Origin of the sequence: Kitasatospora sp. NPDC085895, from assembly GCF_040702125.1 — a bacterium.
In the GTDB taxonomy this organism is placed as follows: Bacteria; Actinomycetota; Actinomycetes; order Streptomycetales; family Streptomycetaceae; genus Kitasatospora; species Kitasatospora arboriphila.
The window spans coordinates 1-18505 of record NZ_JBFBJY010000037.1; the positions used below are offsets into that span (position 1 = coordinate 1).

Sequence of the window (18505 nt, forward strand, 5' to 3'; positions counted from 1 at the left end):
GTTCTCGGCCTCGTTGTAGGTCGGGATGATCACCAGCACCCTGCCGAGATCGGCGAAGGTGGTCTCCTCAGGGGCAGTCACGGCACAGCCTTTCGAAACTTTGGGGAACGTGCGGCGAGCCCGCAGCCGGGGGGTCGACGGCGCATGTCGTCGAGACAGGGCCCGGATGGCTCCCGAGCACACGGCCCGGAATGCGGATCGTACAGCGTCGTGTCCACCCGACCGGCCGCCGGGACGGGCCCTCCCCGGGCAACAGGTAGTCTCAGCACCACGTGAACACCCGAAGGTCGCGCAGCAACCGGTCGCTCGCGACCGGCTCCCCGGCCGGCCGGCGCCCTCCCCGGGCATCGGCGGCGCCCGGCACCCGGAGCCCCGCACCGGGTGTCGACGAAGAGACCGTGCGGGCCGTCCCGCACCGAAACAGGGTGGGAGCCGCGATGCGGGACCTCAGTCAGCTGGTGAAGGCGTACGACGTCCGGGGCGTGGTGCCGGACCAGTGGGACGCCTCGTACGCCCGTGCCTTCGGCGCGGCCTTCGTGCAGGTGCTCGGCGCCTCCGCGGTCGTCGTCGGCCACGACATGCGGCCCTCCTCCCCCGAGCTGTCCCGGGCCTTCGCCGAGGGCGCCGCCGCGTACGGCGCGGACGTGGTGGAGATCGGCCTCTGCTCCACCGACCAGCTCTACTACGCCTCCGGCAGCCTCGACCTGCCCGGCGCCATGTTCACCGCCTCGCACAACCCGGCCCGGTACAACGGCATCAAGCTGTGCAAGGCCGGCGCCGCCCCGGTCGGCCAGGACACCGGTCTGACCGAGATCCGCGAGCTGGTGGAGTCCTGGCTCGCCGAGGACGGCACCGTCACCGTCCCCGCCGCCGCCGAGGGCACCGTCCCGGGCACGCTCTCCTCCCGGGAGACCCTGGACGGCTACGCGGCCCACCTGCTCTCGCTGGTCGACCTGTCCGGAATGCGGCCGCTCAAGGTCGCCGTCGACGCCGGCAACGGCATGGGCGGCCACACCGTGCCGGCCGTGCTCGCCGGACTGCCCGTCGAGGTCGTCCCGATGTACTTCGAGCTGGACGGCACCTTCCCGAACCACGAGGCCAACCCGCTGGACCCGAAGAACCTCGTCGACCTGCAGGCCAAGGTCCGCGAGGTCGGCGCCGACCTCGGCCTCGCCTTCGACGGCGACGCCGACCGCTGCTTCGTGGTGGACGAGCGCGGCGAGCCGGTCTCGCCCTCGGCGATCACCGCCCTGGTCGCCGAGCGGGAGATCGCCCGCGCCCGCGCGGCCGGCGAGGAGAAGCCGACCGTGATCCACAACCTGATCACCTCCTGGACGGTGCCGCAGGTCGTCACCGACCTGGGCGCGGTGCCCGTCCGGACCCGGGTCGGCCACTCCTTCATCAAGGAGGAGATGGCACGCACCGACGCCGTGTTCGGCGGCGAGCACTCCGCGCACTACTACTTCCGCGACTTCTGGCGCGCCGACACCGGCATGCTGGCCGCCCTGCACGTGCTGGCCGCGCTCGCCGGCCAGGAGCAGCCGCTCTCGCAGCTGTGCGCCCGGTACGACCGCTACGCGGCCTCCGGCGAGATCAACTCCACCGTGGCGGACCAGGCCGGCCGGACGGCCGAGGTGCGCGCGGCCTACGGCGCGCTGGAGGGCGTCTCCGTCGACGAGCTGGACGGCCTGACGGTGGCCGGCGCCGACTGGTGGTTCAACCTCCGGGCGTCCAACACCGAGCCGCTGCTGCGGCTGAACGTCGAGGCCGAGGACCCGGCCCGGATGGCCGAGCTCCGCGACGCCGTCCTGGCGATCGTCCGCGCCTGACCCCCGGGGTGCGGTGCGGCGGCCCGGCCGGACCGCCGCACCGCACCCTCCGTACACACCGCTCGGCTAGAGTCTGGCGTTCCGACAGAGCAACCCCGCAGGGAACAGCGAGGAACCGAGCCGATGGACAGGCTGCAGAACACCGTCCGCCCCTACGCCTGGGGATCGACCACCGCCATCCCCGCCCTCCTCGGCCAGCAGCCCACCGGGGAACCGCAGGCCGAGATGTGGCTCGGGGCGCACCCCGGCGACTCCTCCCGGGTGGACCGCGGCAACGGGCCGACCACCCTCGACGCGGTGATCGCCGCCGACCCCGGGCGCGAACTCGGCGCCGCCGCCGTCGCCCGCTTCGGCCCCGCCCTGCCCTTCCTGCTCAAGGTCCTCGCCGCCGGCCGGCCGCTCTCCATCCAGGCCCACCCCACGCTGGAGCAGGCCCGCGCCGGGTACGCCGCCGAGGAGGCCGCCGGCATCCCGGTCGACGCCCCGCACCGCAACTACAAGGACGCCAACCACAAGCCGGAGCTCCTCTGCGCGCTGGACGAGTTCGAGGGCCTCTGCGGCTTCCGCGAGCCCGCGGAGGCGGCCGCGCTGATGGCCTCGCTCGCGGTGCCGGCGCTCGACCCGCTGATCGACGTCCTGCGCAGCAAGCCCGCCACGGAGGCGCTCGCCGAGACCCTCGCCGCCGTCCTCTCGCTGACCGGCGAGGAGGCCGGGCGCACCGTGGCCGAGGTGGCCCGCGCCGTCGAGGCCGCCGCCGAGGGCGACCCGTCGGGCGCCATGGCCGGATACGCCTTCGCCGCCCGCGAGTTCCCCGGCGACACCGGCCTGATCGCCGCCCTGCTGCTGAACCACGTCCGGCTGCAGCCCGGCGAGGCGCTCTACCTGGGGGCCGGGGTCCCGCACGCCTACCTCCGCGGCACCGGCGTCGAGATCATGGCCAACTCCGACAACGTGCTGCGCTGCGGGCTCACCCCCAAGCACATCGACGTCCCCGAGCTGCTGCGCGTGGTCCGCTTCGAGCCCGGCGCCCCCGACGTGCTGCGGCCCGCGGCGGCCGCCGACGGCGAGCACCACTACCCGGTGCCGGTCGACGAGTTCCGGCTCTCCCGGTACACCCTGGGCGCCGAGCCCGCGGTACTGCCCGGCCCGGCCCCGCAGGTCCTGCTCTGCACCGAGGGCTCCGTCCGGCTCACCTCCGCCGACGGCGGCACGCTGGACCTCGCCCGCGGGCAGTCCGCCTTCCTGCCCGCCGACGGCACCGACACCGCCGTCGCCGGGCCGGGCGCCACCGTCTTCCGCGCCACCGTCACCCTCTGACGCCGGCTCGGCCCGGGCGGCGGAGTACGACGGCCCCGCCGCCCACCCTGGGACCGGCGGTCCCAGGGTCAACTCTCCTCTGCCGCCGCCGATCACGCGGTGACAGCCTCGAAGCACACCGACCGGCCGGGCCGACGCCCGGCCGACGAGAACCGAGGAGAGCACCATGCGCGCTGTCACCGTCCGCAGCTACGGCGACGCCCGGCAGGCGGAGATCACCGAAGCGCCCGTACCCGCCCCCGGTCCGGGCGAGGTCCGGGTCCGCAACCGGGCGCTGGCCGTGCACCCCGCGGACACCGCGGTGCGCTCCGGCCTGATGGCCGGGCTGCTCGGCGCACCGCCGTTCCGGCTGGGCTGGGACGTGGCCGGCACGGTCGACGCGGTGGGCGAGGGCGTCACCGCCTTCGCGGTCGGCGAGGACGTCATCGGCCTCTCGCACTGGTTCGCGACCCGCAACGGCACCCACGCCGACTACGCGGTGCTGCCCGCCGACCAGCTCGCCCCCGCCCCGGACGACGTCCCGGCCGCCACCGCCGCGGCGCTCCCGCTCAACGGGCTGACCGCGCTGCAGGCCGTCGAGCGCACCGGCCTCGGCGCCGGCGCCACCCTGGTGGTCACCGGTGCGGGCGGCAACCTGGGGTACCTCACCACGCAGCTGGCGCTCGCCCGCGGGCTGCGCGTGCTCGCCGTCGCCGGCCCCCGGGACGAGGCGGAACTCACCGCGATGGGGGCGGAGTTCGTCGCCCGCGGGGAGTCGGCGGTGGACGCCCTGCGCGGCCTCGCCCCCGGCGGAGCCGACGCGGTGGTCGATGCCGCCGGCCTCGCCACGCCGCTGCTGGCGGCGGTGCGCGACGGCGGGCTGTTCGTCGCCGTCCGTCCGCCGGCCGCACCCGCGGCCGAACGCGGCATCGAGGTCGCCGTCCACAACGTCCGCCCCGACGGGCCCGCGCTCGCCGGACTGGCGAAGCTGGTCGCGGACGGCCGGCTCGTCGTCCGGGTGGACTCCGTCCTCCCGCTGGAGGAGGTCGCCGCCGCGCACGCCCGGCTGGAGGCGGGCGGCACGCGGGGCGCGGTGGTGCTGACCGTGTGACCGGGCGACGCTCCGGGCCTCAGCCCAGGACGGGGTGGGCGGCCTGGTAGGCCAGGCGTTCGTCGGCGCCGTCACCGATGCGGGTGAGGAGTCCGTCCAGGGCCAGGAACTCCTCCCACACGGGGCGGCCGCCGGCCCGGCACAGCTCGGCCACCACGCGGTCCTCCAGGTCCGGGACGCGCTTGTTCTTCCAGACCTTGTCGGCCAGGCTCACCAGCAGGTCCTCGGCCCGGGTGCCGGGGGCGTCCCAGGTGGCGTGCCCGGCGGCGAACCGGGCCAGCTCCGCGGACACCCCGTGCTCCAGCAGGAGGTCCCGCCCGGCCGGTTCGTGCGCGGAGCCGGGGCCGGACAGCTCGGCGGGGTGCCGGACCTTGCCGATGTCGTGCGTGGCCGCGCCGAACAGCACGGCCCCCCGGTCGAGTTCGAGCGCCGGGCAGTGCTCCGCCACCCAGCCGACGAGCTGCCCCGCGACCTCGTGGACGGCCCGCAGGTGGGCCACCAGCCGGGGCGGGGCGCCGAGGCGCCGCAGCAGTTCGGCGACCTCCTGCGGCAGCGGCCGCAGCCGCGGTGTCCGGCAGTCGTCCAGGGCGACGGCGAGCACGTCCACGACCCCCTCGCAAGGTCTCGCCGCCCGCGACATGTCGATCTCGCGTGACCCGGGCGTTCCCGGCCGCCTCACGGCCCTGTCATCCATGATCGGTTCACATCCGTGGCATGTCCTCGCGAGGGCGAGGCCGGGATCGGGCGGCTTGCCCGGGTCGGCCAAGTACACCAGGCTGAGCCCCGAGCACGAGGACCACCGGCCGGCCAGGATCGCACGCCGTCAGGTCGTCGTACGCGCCGGTCCACACGCCGGACACCTACGGACGGAAGGCTGCGCCGTGCGGAAACTGATCTACGGGATGAACCTGACCCTGGACGGCTACATCGCCGCGGCCGGTGACGACATCGGCTGGAGCGGACCGCCGAGCAGCGAGCTGTTCCAGTGGTGGCTCGACCACGAGCAGGCGAGTGAACTCTCGCTGTACGGGCGCAAGCTGTGGGAGACCATGAGCTCCTACTGGCCGACCGGCGACCGGCAGCCCGACGCCACCCCGGCGGAGGTCGAGTTCGCGCGGAACTGGCGGGACACGCCGAAGGTGGTGTTCTCCTCGACGATCCACGAGGTCGACTGGAACACCCGCCTGGTCACCGGCGACGCGATCGCCGAGATCACCCGGCTCAAGGCCGAGGACGGCGGCCCCATGAACATCGGCGGCGCAACGCTCGCCGGGGCCGCCATGCGCGCCGGGCTGATCGACGAGTACGTGATCGCCACCCATCCGGTCCTGGTGGGCGGCGGCACGCCGTTCTTCACCGCGCTGGACAGCTGGGTGAACCTGAACCTGGTGGAGACGCGGACGTTGCCCGGCGGCGTGGTCCTGACCAGGTACGGGACGAGGCGCTGAGCAACTGCCCGCTGCCCCGGATCCGTGTCGGACATGCCGTCACCGGCCACGGACTCCGAGACCTTGCCTGCCCCTCAGCCCATGTCGCGGGTCATGTCGACGAAGCGCGAGTAGTGGCCCTGGAAGGCGACGGTGATGGTCGCGGTGGGGCCGTTGCGGTGCTTGGCGACGATCAGGTCGGCCTCGCCCGCGCGGGGGGACTCCTTCTCGTAGGCGTCCTCGCGGTGCAACAGGATGACCATGTCGGCGTCCTGCTCGATGGATCCGGACTCTCGCAGGTCCGAGACCATCGGCTTCTTGTCGGTGCGCTGTTCGGGTCCACGGTTCAGCTGGCTGAGCGCGATGACCGGGAGCTCCAGCTCCTTGGCGAGCAGCTTGAGGTTTCGGGACATGTCGGAGACCTCCTGCTGGCGGCTCTCGGCCCGGCGGGAGCCGCCGGACTGCATCAGCTGGAGGTAGTCGATGACGACCAGTCGGAGGTCGTTGCGCTGCTTGAGCCGACGGCACTTGGCCCGGATCTCCATCATCGACAGGTTCGGCGAATCGTCGATGTAGAGCGGCGCGTTGGTGACGTCGGGCATCCGGCGGGCCACCCGCGTCCAGTCGTCGTCCGTCATGTTGCCCGAGCGCATGTGGTGCAGCGCCACCCGCGCCTCGGCGGACAGCAGGCGCATCGCGATCTCGTTGCGCCCCATTTCGAGCGAGAAGATGACGCTGGGCAGGTTGTTGTGGATGGAGGCGGCCCGGGCGAAGTCCAGCGCCAGGGTCGACTTGCCCATCGCGGGACGGGCCGCGATGACGATCATCTGACCCGGGTGCAGTCCGTTGGTCAGCTGGTCGAAGTCGGCGAACCCGGTGGGCACGCCGTTCATCTGGCCGGCCCGCGAGCCGATCGCCTCGATCTCGTCGAGGGCGCCCTCCATGATGTCGGCGAGCGGGGCGTAGTCCTCGTTGGTGCGCTGCTCGGTGACGGCGTAGATCTCGGCCTGCGCGGCGTTGACGATCTCGTCGACGTCGCCCTCCGCCGCGTAGCCCATGCCGGCGATCCTGGTGCCGGCCTCGACCAGGCGTCTGAGGACGGCCCGCTCGTGGACGATCTCCGCGTAGTACTCCGCGTTGGCCGCGGTCGGAACGGAGTTGACCAGGGTGTGCAGGTAGCCGGGGCCGCCCACCCGGGCGAGCTCGCCGCGCTTGGTCAGCTCGCCGGCGACGGTGATCGGGTCGGCGGGCTCGCCGCGGGCGTACAGGTCGAGGATCGCGCCGTGGATGAGCTCGTGGGCGGGCCGGTAGTAGTCGGCCGGCTTGAGCACCTCGACGACGTCGGCGATGGCGTCCTTGGAGAGCAGCATGCCGCCGAGGACGGACTGCTCGGCCGCCAGGTCCTGCGGGGGGACGCGCTCGAAGCCGTCCGCGGCGGGCATCCGCTCCCCGTCGGACCCGCCGTCCCGCCGGCCGCCGTCGCCGCGCCGGAAGCCGTCGCCGCCTCGCTGGAGGGAGCCCCGGCCGCCGCCCTGTCCGCCGCCGTCACGGCTGCGGGAGACCGGCAGGCGGTCGCTCGGCGTGCTGGGGAAGGAACCGGGACCGAAGGCGTCGTCGGACGGCTGCCAGTCGTCCTCCGGGGGCGGGGGAACGTCGTGGTCGTCGTACTGGGGGCCGGTCACGCGTGTTCCCCGATCAGCGAATCGTGCGAGTGGAGCGGGCCTTGCCGATGACGCATCCTCACTTCATACGCCACCCGGCCGACATTTCCGCCACCGGGCCACGGGTGTCGCGCGGGGCGGCCCCGGCCGGGCCCGGAACGGGCACCGGGGCAGGGGGCGGGTCGGCGCCCCACGCTACGGCGCCGGGGGCCGTTCGGCCAAGACGGTTATCCACAGGGGGTGTGGACAGCGGGTCGCCACCTGTGGAGAAGTGCCCGAAACCTGTGCACAACCCTGTGGACAGGTCTGTGGATAACCACACCACCCTCCACCGTCAACGGGTTGACCTGCGACTACTTCCTCGATCGGCTGTGCATGAGAAAAAGTTCACACGGCCGCCCGTTCACCCGACGGGCCGTGGACATCCCGCTCCGAGGTCCCTCGATCAAGATTTCGAGTAAGTGATGCAGATCCTATTCACCACTTACCTGTGGATGAGTAGTCTGGCTCACATGACCTCCCCGACCGCCCGTCGCAGCCACGACCGCGAGATCCTCGCGCTCGCCGTGCCGGCCTTCGGCGCCCTGGTCGCCGAGCCGCTCTTCCTGATGGCCGACTCGGCGATCGTCGGCCACCTCGGCACCGCACAGCTGGCCGGGCTCGGCATCGCCTCCGCCGTGCTCACCACCGTCATCGGCGTCTTCGTCTTCCTCGCCTACGCCACCACCGCCGCGGTCGCCCGCAGGATCGGCGCCGGTGACCGGCGGGCCGCCGTCCAGCAGGGCGTGGACGGCATCTGGCTGGCCCTGCTCCTCTCCGCCGGGCTCGTCCTGCTGGCCGTGGCGCTGGCCCCGCAGGCGGCCGGCCTGCTGGGCGCCTCCCCCACCGCGGCCCCGTACGCCGTCACCTACCTGCGGATCAGCGCCCTCGGCATCCCCGCCATGCTGGTCGTGCTGGCGGCCACCGGCGTGCTGCGCGGCCTGCAGGACACCCGCACCCCGCTGCTGGTCGCGGTGGCCGGCTTCGCGGCGAACGCCGTGCTCAACCTCGGCCTGGTGTACGGGGCCGGCCTCGGCGTGGCCGGCTCCGCCTGGGGCACCGTGCTGGCCCAGAACGCGATGGCCGCCGCCTACCTGGTCGTGGTGGTGCGCGGCGCCCGGCGGGAGGGCGCCGGCCTGCGCCCGGACGCCGCCGGGATCCGGGCCTGCGCCCGGGCCGGCGGGCCGCTGCTGGTCCGTACCCTCAGCCTGCGGGCCGTACTGCTGATCGCCACCGCGGTGGCCGCCACCCTGGGCGACGCCGAGATCGCCGCCCACCAGATCACCATGACCATCTGGTCCTTCGTGGCCTTCGCCCTGGACGCCGTGGCGATCGCCGGGCAGGCGATCGTCGGCCGGTACCTGGGTGCCGGCGACGTGGCGGGCACCCGCGCGGCGACCCGGCGGATGGTCGAGTGGGGCATCGGCGCAGGCCTTCTGCTCGGCCTGCTGATCGCGCTGGCCCGCCCGCTGTACGTGCCGCTGTTCACCGCCGACCCGGCGGTGCGGGCGGAGCTGGGCACCGCGCTGCTGCTGGCCGCGCTCACCCAGCCGGTGGGCGGTGTGGTGTTCGTCCTGGACGGGGTGCTGATGGGCGCCGGCGACGGCGGCTACCTGGCGGCGGCGATGCTGGCGACCCTGGTGGTCTTCGCCCCGGCCGCGCTCGCGGTGCCGGGCCTCGGCGGCGGGCTGGCCGCGCTCTGGTGGGCGATGAACCTCTTCATGCTCACCCGGGCGCTCTTCCTGGTGCTCCGGGTGCGCACCGGGCGCTGGCTGGTGACCGGCGCCGTCCGCGCCTGAGCCGGGCCTGAGCCGCGCCAGTCCCCTCCTGGCGGGCCCGGACGGGACGGCGGGAACGACCGAGGGCCGGCCTCCCCCTGCGGGGAGACCGGCCCTCGAACTGCTACGGGAGCGCTCAGGCGGCCACGACGTTGACGTCGAGGTTGGCCTGCACGTCGGAGTGCAGCTTGACCGAGACCTTGTGGGTGCCCAGGGTCTTGATCGGGGAGGCGATCGCGACGGCGCGCTTGTCCACCGCCGGGCCGTCGGCGGCCTTGATGGCGTCGACGACGTCGGCCTGGGTCACCGAGCCGAACAGGCGGCCGGCGTCGCCCGAGCGGACGGCGAGCTTGACCTGCAGGCCCTCGAGCTTGGCCTTGACCTCGTTGGCCGCCTCGAGGGTCTGGATCTCGTGGATCTTGCGGGCGCGACGGATCGCGTCGACGTCCTTCTGGCCGCCCTTGGTCCAGCGGATGGCGAAGCCGCGCGGGACCAGGAAGTTGCGGGCGTAGCCGTCCTTGACCTCGACGACCTCGCCGGCGCTGCCGAGGCCGGGGACCTCGTGAGTGAGGATGATCTTCATTGTTCGGTCACCCTCTCTTAGCGCGTGGTGGAGGTGTAGGGCAGCAGCGCCATCTCACGGCTGTTCTTCACGGCCGTGGCGACGTCACGCTGGTGCTGGGTGCAGTTGCCGGTGACCCGGCGGGCACGGATCTTGCCGCGATCGGAGATGAACTTCCGCAGCAGGTTCGTGTCCTTGTAGTCAACGTAGTTGACCTTGTCCTTGCAGAAGACGCAAACCTTCTTCTTCGGCTTGCGAGCAGGCGGCTTCGCCATCATGTGCTCCATTGGGGATGGACGGTCCGGACGCGCGAGGCGGCGCGGACCGCACGAAATCTCTCAGCATGCCGGGACCCGGCCCAGGGGCCGCGCCCGGCGTGCACCGCTAGAACGGGGGCTCTTCCGAGTAGCCGCCGCCGGAGTTGCCACCCCAGCCGCCGCCGCCCTGGTTGCCACCGGAGGGCGCGGAGGACGCCCACGGGTCGTCGGACGGGCCGGACTGACCGCCGGAGTTGCCACCCCAGCCGCCGCCGCCACCGCCCTGCTGGCCGCCCCAGCCGCCGCCGGACGGAGCCCCGCCCTGCTGGCCGCCGAAGCCGCCGCCACCGCCGGGGCCGCCGGACCGGTTGGCCCGGGTGACCTTGGCGGTCGCCGACCGCAGGCTCGGGCCGACCTCGTCGACCTCCACCTCGAAGACCGTCCGCTTCTCGCCTTCCTTGGTGTCGTAAGACCGCTGGCGCAGTCGGCCCTGCACGATGACGCGCATGCCCTTCTGCAGCGACTCGGCGACGTTCTCCGCCGGCTGCCGCCAGACGTTGCACGTGAGGAAGAGGCTCTCGCCGTCCTTCCACTCGTTGGTCTGGCGGTCGAAGGTGCGCGGGGTGGACGCGATACGGAACTTCGCGACCGCGGCACCCGACGGGGTGAAGCGCAGCTCGGGGTCGTCGACGAGATTGCCGACGAGGGTGATGACGGTCTCGCCTGCCATGGTGGTGATGACCTCTCGGAAAAAGGAGTTCTGCGGTGCTCGCTCGGTGTTTCACGTGAAACACCGGGCGTGAGTCACCTGACGCCGGAGGCGTCAGAGGTGGCTCAGTGGGTGTCCGGGCGCAGGACCTTGGTCCGCAGAACCGACTCGCTCAGGCTGAGCTGGCGGTCGAGCTCCTTGACGACCTCAGGCGTGGCCTTCAGGTCGATGACCGAGTAGATGCCCTCGGACTGCTTGTTGATCTCGTAGGCCAGACGACGACGGCCCCAGGTGTCGATCTTCTCGACCTTGCCGCCACCGGTGCGGACAACGTTGAGGAAGTTCTCGATCAGGGGGGAGACAGCGCGCTCCTCGACCGACGGGTCGAGGATCACCATCACCTCGTAGTGACGCATGGGTAACCCACCTCCTTTGGACTCAACGGCCACGGTCTCTCCGTGGCAGGAGGGTTGTGCAGCGTCGCACCGGTGCGGTGTCGACTCCGGCCACCGTAGTGGCGGGGTCTGACAACCGGTCCCGGCGAAGGGCACACGGGGGCACACCTACACCAGTGCAGACCGCACAGCCTACCGGGCCGGAGGGTCCGACCCAAAACGCATAGGGGTTGTGATCCTGGGCATACCGGCCGCAATCTGGACGGAACGGCACGCTGTCCGGTCCGTGCCGCCGACGGGCACCGCCCCGTCCCGCCCGTAGTCCACCCGGGAGGTGGGTCCCATGGCTCAGACCGTCCGCCGGTTTCCGGCCCTCACCCTCAACACCGACGGCCACACGCACCCGCGCGAGAACGCGTTCGTCGCGGTGGCCGCCGTCTTCGGCCTGCTGGCCTTCGTGAGCGCGTTCTTCGACAACCTGCACATCATGAGCTCGTGGACCGGCATGGTCGGCATCGTGGCCGGCCTGTGGGGCCAGTTCATCTCGGTGACCACGGCCGAGCGCTTCGCCCTGGTGATCTCCACCGGCCTGGCCGGTGTGGGCCTCTACCTAGGCCTCGCGCACGGCGGCTTCTTCGGGGGCTTGTGGTGACCCGCGCGCGCCGGTCCGCCGCATGACCTCCGGTGCCCTCCTCGCGTACTCGCCCGTGCTCGGGTATCAGGTACGCGGAGAGGGCACCGGCATGTCCGGCCAGCCCCGGCAGAAACGGACCATTCGGGCGATAGGGTCGCCGTGACCTCACCCTGGACCGCCCGACCGAGGAGGAGCATCCCAGCATGAGCCTGCGCCTGAGGACGATCAGCCGCGAGGAACACCTCGCCTTCATCCAGTCCCGTCCCTCCGCCAGTCACATGCAGGTGCCCGCCTGGGCGGACGTGAAGGCGGAGTGGCGCTCGGAGAGCCTCGGCTGGTTCGACGGGTCGGGCGTGCAGGTCGGTGCGGGCCTGGTGCTGTACCGGCAGCTCCCCAAGGTGAAGCGCTACCTGGCCTACCTGCCGGAGGGCCCGGTGATCGACTGGTTCGACCGGGACCTCGACGGCTGGCTGCAGCCGATGCTGGCGCACCTCAAGGACCGGGGCGCGTTCTCGGTGAAGATGGGCCCGCCGGTGGTCGTCCGCCGCTGGGACGCCACCACCCTCAAGGCCGCCATCGCCGGCGGGCAGGCCAAGCGGCTGCGCGACGTCGAGCCGGACTGGTACGAGCCGCGCGCCTTCGAGGTCGCCGACCGGCTCCGCAAGGCCGGCTGGCTGCAGGGCGAGGACGGCGGCGCGGGCTTCGGCGACGTCCAGCCCCGCTACGTCTTCCAGGTGCCGCTCGCCGACCGTTCGCTCGACGACGTCCAGCGCGGCTTCAACCAGCTGTGGCGGCGCAACATCAAGAAGGCCGAGAAGAGCGGCGTCGAGGTCGTCCAGGGCGGCTTCGACGACCTGGAGGTCTTCCACCGCCTCTACCTGGTCACCGCCGCGCGGGACCGCTTCACCCCCCGCCCGCTGGCCTACTTCCAGCGGATGTGGAAGTCGCTCGCCGCCGAGGACCCGAACCGGATCCGGCTCTACATCGCCTACCACGAGGGCGAACCGCTGGCCGCGACCACCATGCTCACCGTCGGCGAGCACGTCTGGTACTCCTACGGCGCCTCCGCCGACCACAAGCGCGAGGTCAAGCCGTCGAACGCGATCCAGTGGCGGATGATGCGCGACGCCTACGCACTGGGCGCCACCCTCTACGACCTGCGCGGGATCAGCGACACCCTCCAGGAGGACGACCACCTCTTCGGGCTGATCCAGTTCAAGCTCGGCACCGGCGGCCAGGCCGCCGAGTACCTCGGCGAGTGGGACTTCCCGCTGAACAAGCTGCTGCACAAGGCGCTCGACCTCTACATGTCGCGCCGCTGAGACGCCCTCACCACATCCTCGGGGAGTGACGATGACCCTGTCGCTGTACGTGGACACCGCCCGCTGGCGGGCGCACCAGCAGGCGGTGCTGGCGGAGTACCCCGGCCTGGTGCCGGTGGCCAAGGGCAACGGCTACGGACTGGGCAACGCCCGGCTCGCCGAGGAGGCGGCGCTGCTCGGCACCGGGATGCTGGCGGTCGGCACCGCCCAGGAGGCCGCCGACGTGTCCTTCCCCGGGGACCTGCTGGTGCTCACCCCGTACCGGCCGGGCGAGGACGCGCCCGCGGTGCCGCCCGGGACGATCCGCACGGTCGCCCACCTCGACGCCCTGCGGGCGCTGCCGGCCGGCGCACGGGTGGTGGTGGAGTGCATGACCAGCATGAGACGCCACGGCATCGCCCGCGCCGACCTGCCCAAGCTGCCCGCCGACGGCCCGGTGGTGGAGGGCTTCGCGCTGCACCTGCCGCTGGACCGCCCCGACGGTTCGGACCCGGTCGGCGAGGTGGCCGACTGGATGGAGGCGATCGCCGCGGCGGGCCCGGCGCCGGGCACGGTCTACCTGAGCCACCTGGCCGCCGCCGACGTGGCGCGCCTGGGCTCCCGGTACCCGGACACCGCCTTCCGCTCCCGGATCGGCACCCGGCTCTGGCTCGGCGACGTCGCCGCGCTGCACGCCGCGGCCACCGTGCTGGACGTGACCGCGGTGGCCAGGGGCGAGCGCTACGGCTACCGCCAGCACAAGGCGCCCTCCGACGGCCACCTGCTGGTGGTCACCGGCGGCACCGCGCACGGCGTCGGCATGGAGGCCCCCAAGTACCTGCACGGCGTGCTGCCCCGCGCCAAGGGTCTGGCCCGGGCCGGGCTGGCCGCCGTCAACCGCACCCTCTCCCCGTACGCCTGGGGCGGCCGCCAGCTGTGGTTCGCCGAACCCCCGCACATGCAGGTGTCGATCCTCTTCCTGCCCGGCGCCACCAAGCCCCCGGTGATCGGCGACGAACTCCCGCTCACCGTCCGCCACACCACCACCCACTTCGACCGGGTGGTCGACCACCGGGAGACCCTGCTGGGCGCGGCCTAGGCGCCGGGCGCGTCCCGGTCGGGGGCCGCGCCGTCGGCGGGTACCGGGGCGGCCTCGTCGGGCGCGCTCCAGGTCCAGTCGTACTGCGGCGCGTACTCCGCGTAGGTCGCCTCCTCGCGCAGCCGGCGGGCGGCGCCGAGCACGAAGACGTCCGGGGCGCCGTCCAGCACACCGCCGGAGGGGTCGTCGCTGCCGTCCCAGCGGACGGGGTCGTGCTCCGGGTGGAGCATGTCGCGGACGACCATCGCGCAGAGGTAGAGCGTGCCGAGCAGGTGCAGGGCGATCGCCAGGTGGTACCAGTCCTGGCCGATGCCGTGCTGCTTGGAGTCACCGGTGTAGGCGAGGTACGACCAGACGCCGAGGAAGTACAGCACCTCGCAGGTCTGCCAGATCAGGAAGTCCCGCCAGCGCGGCCGGGCGAGGGCGGCGAGCGGGATCAGCCACAGCACGTACTGCGGCGAGTAGACCTTGTTGGTGAGCACGAACGCGGCGACCACCAGCAGGGCGAGCTGGGCGAAGCGGGGGCGCCGCGGCGCGGAGAGGGCCAGCCAGCCGACGGCCAGGCAGCACAGCACCAGCAGCACCGAGATCCAGGTGTTGAGGGTGGGCAGCTGCTGGTTGCGGTCCTGCATGAGGATCAGCCAGAACGAGCCGAAGTCCTCCTTGCGGACCTGACTGAAGGTGTAGAAGGTCGCCCAGCCCTTGAAATTGGCGATCATGATGGGCAGGTTGACGACCAGCCAGGCCGCGACCGCGCCGCCGAGCGCCCGGCCGAAGTCGCGCCACTTGCCTGCGCGCCAGCACAGCACCAGCAGCGGCCCGAGCAGCAGCACGGGGTAGAGCTTGGCCGCGGTGGCCAGTCCGATGAGGACACCGGCCGCGACCGGCCGGGAGCCCGCCCAGTACGCCATGGCGACGGCGGCCAGCGCCACCGCGAGCATGTCCCAGTTGATGGTGGAGTCCAGGGCCAGGCAGGGCGCGACGGCGAACAGCAGCGCGTCCCAGGGGCGCCGGCGGTGGGTGCGGGTGAGCGCCACCACGACGACCACCGCGCAGACCATCAGCATGCCCGCGTTGACCATCCAGAACCACTGCTCGCGCCCCTGCAGCTCGCCGCCGGTCGGCGTCAGCCAGGCCGCGACCTGCATGAACAGACCGGTCAGGACGGGGTACTCCAGGTACTGCATGTCCTGGGTCGGGAAGGGCAGCGGGTCCAGGTACGGGTGGCGCCCGCTGTCGAAGCCGCGGCCGGAGAACAGGTGCGGGATGTCGCTGTAGCAGGCGTGGGTGTACTGGGTGGTCGCGCCGTGGAACCAGCCGCCGTCGTAGCACGGCACCTTCTGCACCAGGCCGAGCACGTAGGTGGCGATGACGACCAGGGCGAGGAAGCGGGCCGGGGTCCACCAGGAGACGCCGAGCAGCGCGCGGCGTCCGGGCGGGCCGCCGAACACCTCGCTGCCGGCCGCCGCGACCGGGTCCTCGTCGGCCGGCACGACGACGGTGTTGGGCAGCGGACCGGCCGCCGGTGCGGGCGCGGGCCCGGCGGTCTCGTGGGTGCTGGACGTCATGGCGGACATACTGCCGCACCACCGCCCGCACGACGAGGAGACCCCGGCAAAGACACCGGCGCCGGCCCGCCCCCTGGGGGTGGACCGGCGCCGGTGCTCCGTCACTGTCCTGTCAGCGCGCCTCCGCCGCCTCCGCCGGCACCGCCGCCGCCCTGGGTGGAGGTGTCGGTCGGGCTCGCCGTGGGCTTGCCGGACTTGGTCGGAGGTGTCCTGGTCGGGCAGATGAGGAAGCAGCTCTCCGTCGCGGTCGGCGAGGGGCTGCCGGTCGGCCCGCTGGTCGGGCTCGGCGTGGTCGACGGGCTCCCCGACGGGGAGGCCGAGGCCGAGGCCGAGGCGGAGGCCGAGGGCGACGCGGTCGACGGGGCGCCCGAGGCGTCCACCTTCACACCGGTCTCGCCCGGGTCCGGGAAGTTGCGCGGGTTGCCCGGGCCGATGACCTTCATGTAGCGGGTGAAGACGTCGGTCGGGAAGTCACCGCCGTGGATCTCGGTCTTGCCGGCGGTGCCGTCGAGCGAGAGCAGGCCGGGCTTGCCCGGCTCCTCGCGCCACATGCCGACCGAGGTCACCAGGCTGTTGGTGTAGCCGACCCACCAGGCCGAGGTGCCGGAGTCGGTGGTGCCGGTCTTGCCCGCCACCGGGAAGCCCAGCTCGTTGGTCTTCTTGCCGGTGCCGTTCTTGGCCACGTTCTCCAGCACGTCGGTGATGTTGTCGGCGACGGCCGGGTCGAGCACCTTCTTCGCGGGCGGCTTGGTGAACATCGGAAGGTCGACGCCGTCCTTGGACACCCGCCGCACCGAGTACGGGTCGGTCTGCTGGCCGTGGGCCGCGAACACCGAGTAGGCCGAGGCCATGCGGATCGCGCTCGGCGTCGAGGTGCCCAGCGGGAAGGTGATGGTGCTGGACGGCGCCAGGCTGCCCTGGCGCAGACCCATCTTCAGCACCATGGCCTCGACGTTCTTGCCGCCGACGTCCTGGTTGAGCTGGACGAAGGGCACGTTGTAGGAGTTCTTCATGGCCTCCTTCAGCGTCACGTACCCCGGGGCGGAGGTGCTGTCGTTGCGCTGGCGGTAGGGCTGGCCGTTGTCGCCGATGACGGGGCTGCCGTCCGGCTTGAAGATCTCGGTCAGGTTGTTGGCCATGTACCGGCTGTCGGTGCTGATCCTGGTGGGATGTCCCTCGTCGTCCGTCTTGGTCAGCACGCCGGTCTGCATGGCGGTGGCCAGGACGAAGGGCTTGAAGGTCGAGCCGACCGGGATGCCGGGGGCGTCGGCGTTGTTGGTGTAGTGGCCGTTCTCGATGCCGTCGCCGCCGTAGATGGCGACGATGGCGCCGTCGTTGGGCACCACCGAGGCCGCACCCATCTGCACGAACTTGTCCTTGTCGTGCTTGTCCGGGTGGAGGTTGTCCTTCTGGAAGCCGTCCACGGCGGACTTCAGCGCGTCGACCTTGGCCTTCTCGAAGGTGGTGTAGATCTTGTAGCCGCCGTGCTGGAGGTCGTTGTCCGTGATGGTCGGGTCCTTCGCCATCAGGTACTTGTTGGCCGTCTCCACCAGGTAGCTGATCTCACCCTTCATGTTCGACTGGGCCTTGGGCTTGATCGGCTCCGGGAAGGTCTTCCCGCACTTGTCGACGTCCGCCTGGGTGGCCAGGTTCGCGACGACCATGCGCTTGAGGACGTACTCCCAGCGCTCCTGCATGCGCTTGTGGTTGTCGGGGGTCAGCGACGGGTCGTAGAGGCCGGCGCCCTTGAGCAGGCCGGCCAGCATGGCGCCCTGGCAGATGTCGATCTGCGAGGCGTCCTTGCCGTAGTAGGCCTGGGCCGCGGCCTGGACCCCGATGGAGTTGCGGCCGTACCAGCTGGTGTTGAGGTAGCCCTTGAGGACCTCGTCCTTCTGGTCGGCGATCTTGAGCGTGATGAACAGCTCCTTGACCTTGCGGGTCAGGGTCTGGTCCTTGCTCAGGTAGTAGTTCTTGACGTACTGCTGGGTGATCGTCGAGCCGCCCTGGGTCTCGCCGCCGGAGGCCATCTTGTAGACGGCGCGGGCGATGCCCTTGGGGTCGATGCCGCTGTCGGTGCGGAAGGTCTCGTTCTCGGCCGCGATCGTGGTGTCCTGCGCCGCCCGGCTGATGTCGGCCAGCGGGACGACCTGGCGGCTGGTGGTGCCGCCCGTGCGGGTCATCTCACTGCCGTCGGCCCAGAAGTAGATGTTGTTCTGCTCGTCGAACTCCTTGTTCGCGTCCGGGACGGGGGTCAGCGCGAAGGCGACGCCCACGGCCGCGACGGTGCCGCCGAAGAAGACGAGGAAGAGCGTGAGGATCTGCTTCCACGAGGGGATCCAGCGGCGGAAGCCGCTCCTGCCCCAGCGCGGGTAGTCGACGAAGCGCTTCTTGGGCGGCCCGCCGGCCGGCGGGCCTCCGCGCCGGCCGCCGCCGGCCGTGCCGGCGGCCGCGCCGCCGCCCTTCTGGGCCTGGCGGCGCATCTCGGCACGGGTGAGCCGGGGCTGCTGCGCGGTCTCCCGGGCGGTCGCGCGCGCACGGCGGAGCCCGTCGGCGCGGAGCTCGTCCTGCCCGGGCCGACCGCGGGAGGGCGCACCCTGCGGGGGGTTGCCCGGCGGATACGGGCGACGACCGTCGCCGTGGCCGCCCGGAGGCTGGCCTCCGCCGTTGGGCGACCTTCGCCGGTGTTCGCTCATCTCTCAGCAACTCCTCGGTCGGGCTGTCCGGGCCCGAAGGCAGGGTTCACGTCCGATGCCCGCAACCGCCTGAATCCCCGGAGGTGGTCCTCGTGCACACGCGACAGCGTACGCATCCTTCAATCGCCAACATTCAGACATCAAAG

16 protein-coding genes and 1 pseudogene are annotated in these 18505 nt (G+C 72.3%); 8 read left to right on the forward strand and 9 right to left on the reverse strand.

Translation table 11 applies throughout. The features are described 5' to 3' along the window. A pseudogene (locus AB0442_RS22540) lies at positions 1-183 on the reverse strand (hypothetical protein); the annotation flags it as partial. A 254-nt stretch (positions 184-437) separates the two neighbouring features. Between AB0442_RS22540 and AB0442_RS22545 the strand changes: the two are divergent. The 3 genes from AB0442_RS22545 to AB0442_RS22555 all read left to right on the forward strand — a co-directional run bounded on the left by AB0442_RS22545 (position 438) and on the right by AB0442_RS22555 (position 4236). Then, positions 438-1829, forward strand: coding sequence for a phosphomannomutase/phosphoglucomutase (locus tag AB0442_RS22545; protein ID WP_366164819.1), 1392 nt, complete (start codon positions 438-440; stop codon positions 1827-1829). 123 nt (positions 1830-1952) lie between these two features. After that, on the forward strand, positions 1953-3146 hold the full coding sequence (gene manA, locus AB0442_RS22550) for a mannose-6-phosphate isomerase, class I (RefSeq protein WP_366164821.1): 1194 nt from the start codon (positions 1953-1955) through the stop codon (positions 3144-3146). 166 nt (positions 3147-3312) lie between these two features. Beyond that, entirely contained in the window at positions 3313-4236 is a 924-nt protein-coding gene (locus AB0442_RS22555) for an NADP-dependent oxidoreductase (RefSeq protein WP_366164823.1), read from the forward strand. Positions 4237-4255: 19 nt separating this feature from the next. Here AB0442_RS22555 and AB0442_RS22560 read toward each other — a convergent pair whose 3' ends face one another. After that, complete coding sequence (locus AB0442_RS22560) at positions 4256-4843, reverse strand: HD domain-containing protein (RefSeq protein ID WP_366164825.1); 588 nt, start codon at positions 4841-4843, stop codon at positions 4256-4258. Positions 4844-5117: 274 nt separating this feature from the next. On the opposite strand from AB0442_RS22560, the gene AB0442_RS22565 reads away from it, so the two are divergent. Continuing rightward, the gene (locus AB0442_RS22565; protein WP_366164826.1) at positions 5118-5684 is read left to right on the forward strand and encodes a dihydrofolate reductase family protein; all 567 of its coding nucleotides are present in this window, start codon (positions 5118-5120) and stop codon (positions 5682-5684) included. Positions 5685-5758: 74 nt separating this feature from the next. Here the strand turns inward: AB0442_RS22565 and dnaB are convergent, their stop codons facing one another. Then, positions 5759-7231, reverse strand: a complete 1473-nt coding sequence (gene dnaB, locus AB0442_RS22570; RefSeq protein ID WP_366164883.1) for a replicative DNA helicase — start codon at positions 7229-7231, stop codon at positions 5759-5761. Between the two features lie 605 nt (positions 7232-7836). Between dnaB and AB0442_RS22575 the strand changes: the two genes are divergently transcribed. Then, positions 7837-9162 (forward strand): MATE family efflux transporter, encoded by a 1326-nt coding sequence (locus AB0442_RS22575; protein WP_366164828.1) that lies wholly within the window; start codon positions 7837-7839, stop codon positions 9160-9162. Between the two features lie 115 nt (positions 9163-9277). Here the strand turns inward: AB0442_RS22575 and rplI are convergent, their stop codons facing one another. From rplI to rpsF, 4 genes are all read right to left on the reverse strand, one after another. Further along, positions 9278-9724, reverse strand: a complete 447-nt coding sequence (gene rplI / locus AB0442_RS22580) for a 50S ribosomal protein L9 (protein ID WP_263104424.1) — start codon at positions 9722-9724, stop codon at positions 9278-9280. A 17-nt stretch (positions 9725-9741) separates the two neighbouring features. Then, positions 9742-9978: a 30S ribosomal protein S18 gene (gene rpsR / locus AB0442_RS22585; protein ID WP_030270170.1), complete on the reverse strand. Its 237-nt coding sequence runs from the start codon at positions 9976-9978 to the stop codon at positions 9742-9744. Between the two features lie 109 nt (positions 9979-10087). Next, positions 10088-10690, reverse strand: coding sequence for a single-stranded DNA-binding protein (locus AB0442_RS22590; protein ID WP_030270168.1), 603 nt, complete (start codon positions 10688-10690; stop codon positions 10088-10090). A 104-nt stretch (positions 10691-10794) separates the two neighbouring features. Further along, positions 10795-11085, reverse strand: coding sequence for a 30S ribosomal protein S6 (gene rpsF, locus AB0442_RS22595; RefSeq protein ID WP_030270167.1), 291 nt, complete (start codon positions 11083-11085; stop codon positions 10795-10797). A 322-nt stretch (positions 11086-11407) separates the two neighbouring features. Between rpsF and AB0442_RS22600 the strand changes: the two genes are divergently transcribed. From AB0442_RS22600 to AB0442_RS22610, 3 genes are all read left to right on the forward strand, one after another. Next, positions 11408-11716 carry a hypothetical protein gene (locus AB0442_RS22600; protein WP_366164830.1) on the forward strand — a complete coding sequence of 103 codons (309 nt, stop codon included), beginning with the start codon at positions 11408-11410 and terminating at the stop codon, positions 11714-11716. A gap of 185 nt (positions 11717-11901) precedes the next feature. Then, a complete protein-coding gene (locus tag AB0442_RS22605) occupies positions 11902-13020 on the forward strand; it encodes a peptidoglycan bridge formation glycyltransferase FemA/FemB family protein (protein WP_366164832.1) in 1119 nt (372 codons plus the stop codon). 31 nt (positions 13021-13051) lie between these two features. After that, positions 13052-14098, forward strand: coding sequence for an alanine racemase (locus AB0442_RS22610; protein ID WP_366164884.1), 1047 nt, complete (start codon positions 13052-13054; stop codon positions 14096-14098). Here AB0442_RS22610 and AB0442_RS22615 read toward each other — a convergent pair. Together AB0442_RS22615 and AB0442_RS22620 are read right to left on the reverse strand one after the other, a co-directional pair. Further along, entirely contained in the window at positions 14095-15666 is a 1572-nt protein-coding gene (locus tag AB0442_RS22615; protein ID WP_344622998.1) for a glycosyltransferase 87 family protein, read from the reverse strand. The genes AB0442_RS22610 and AB0442_RS22615 overlap by 4 nt on opposite strands. Positions 15667-15767: 101 nt before the next feature. Next, positions 15768-18359 carry a transglycosylase domain-containing protein gene (locus tag AB0442_RS22620; protein ID WP_366164833.1) on the reverse strand — a complete coding sequence of 864 codons (2592 nt, stop codon included), beginning with the start codon at positions 18357-18359 and terminating at the stop codon, positions 15768-15770. Positions 18360-18505 lie beyond the last annotated feature (146 nt).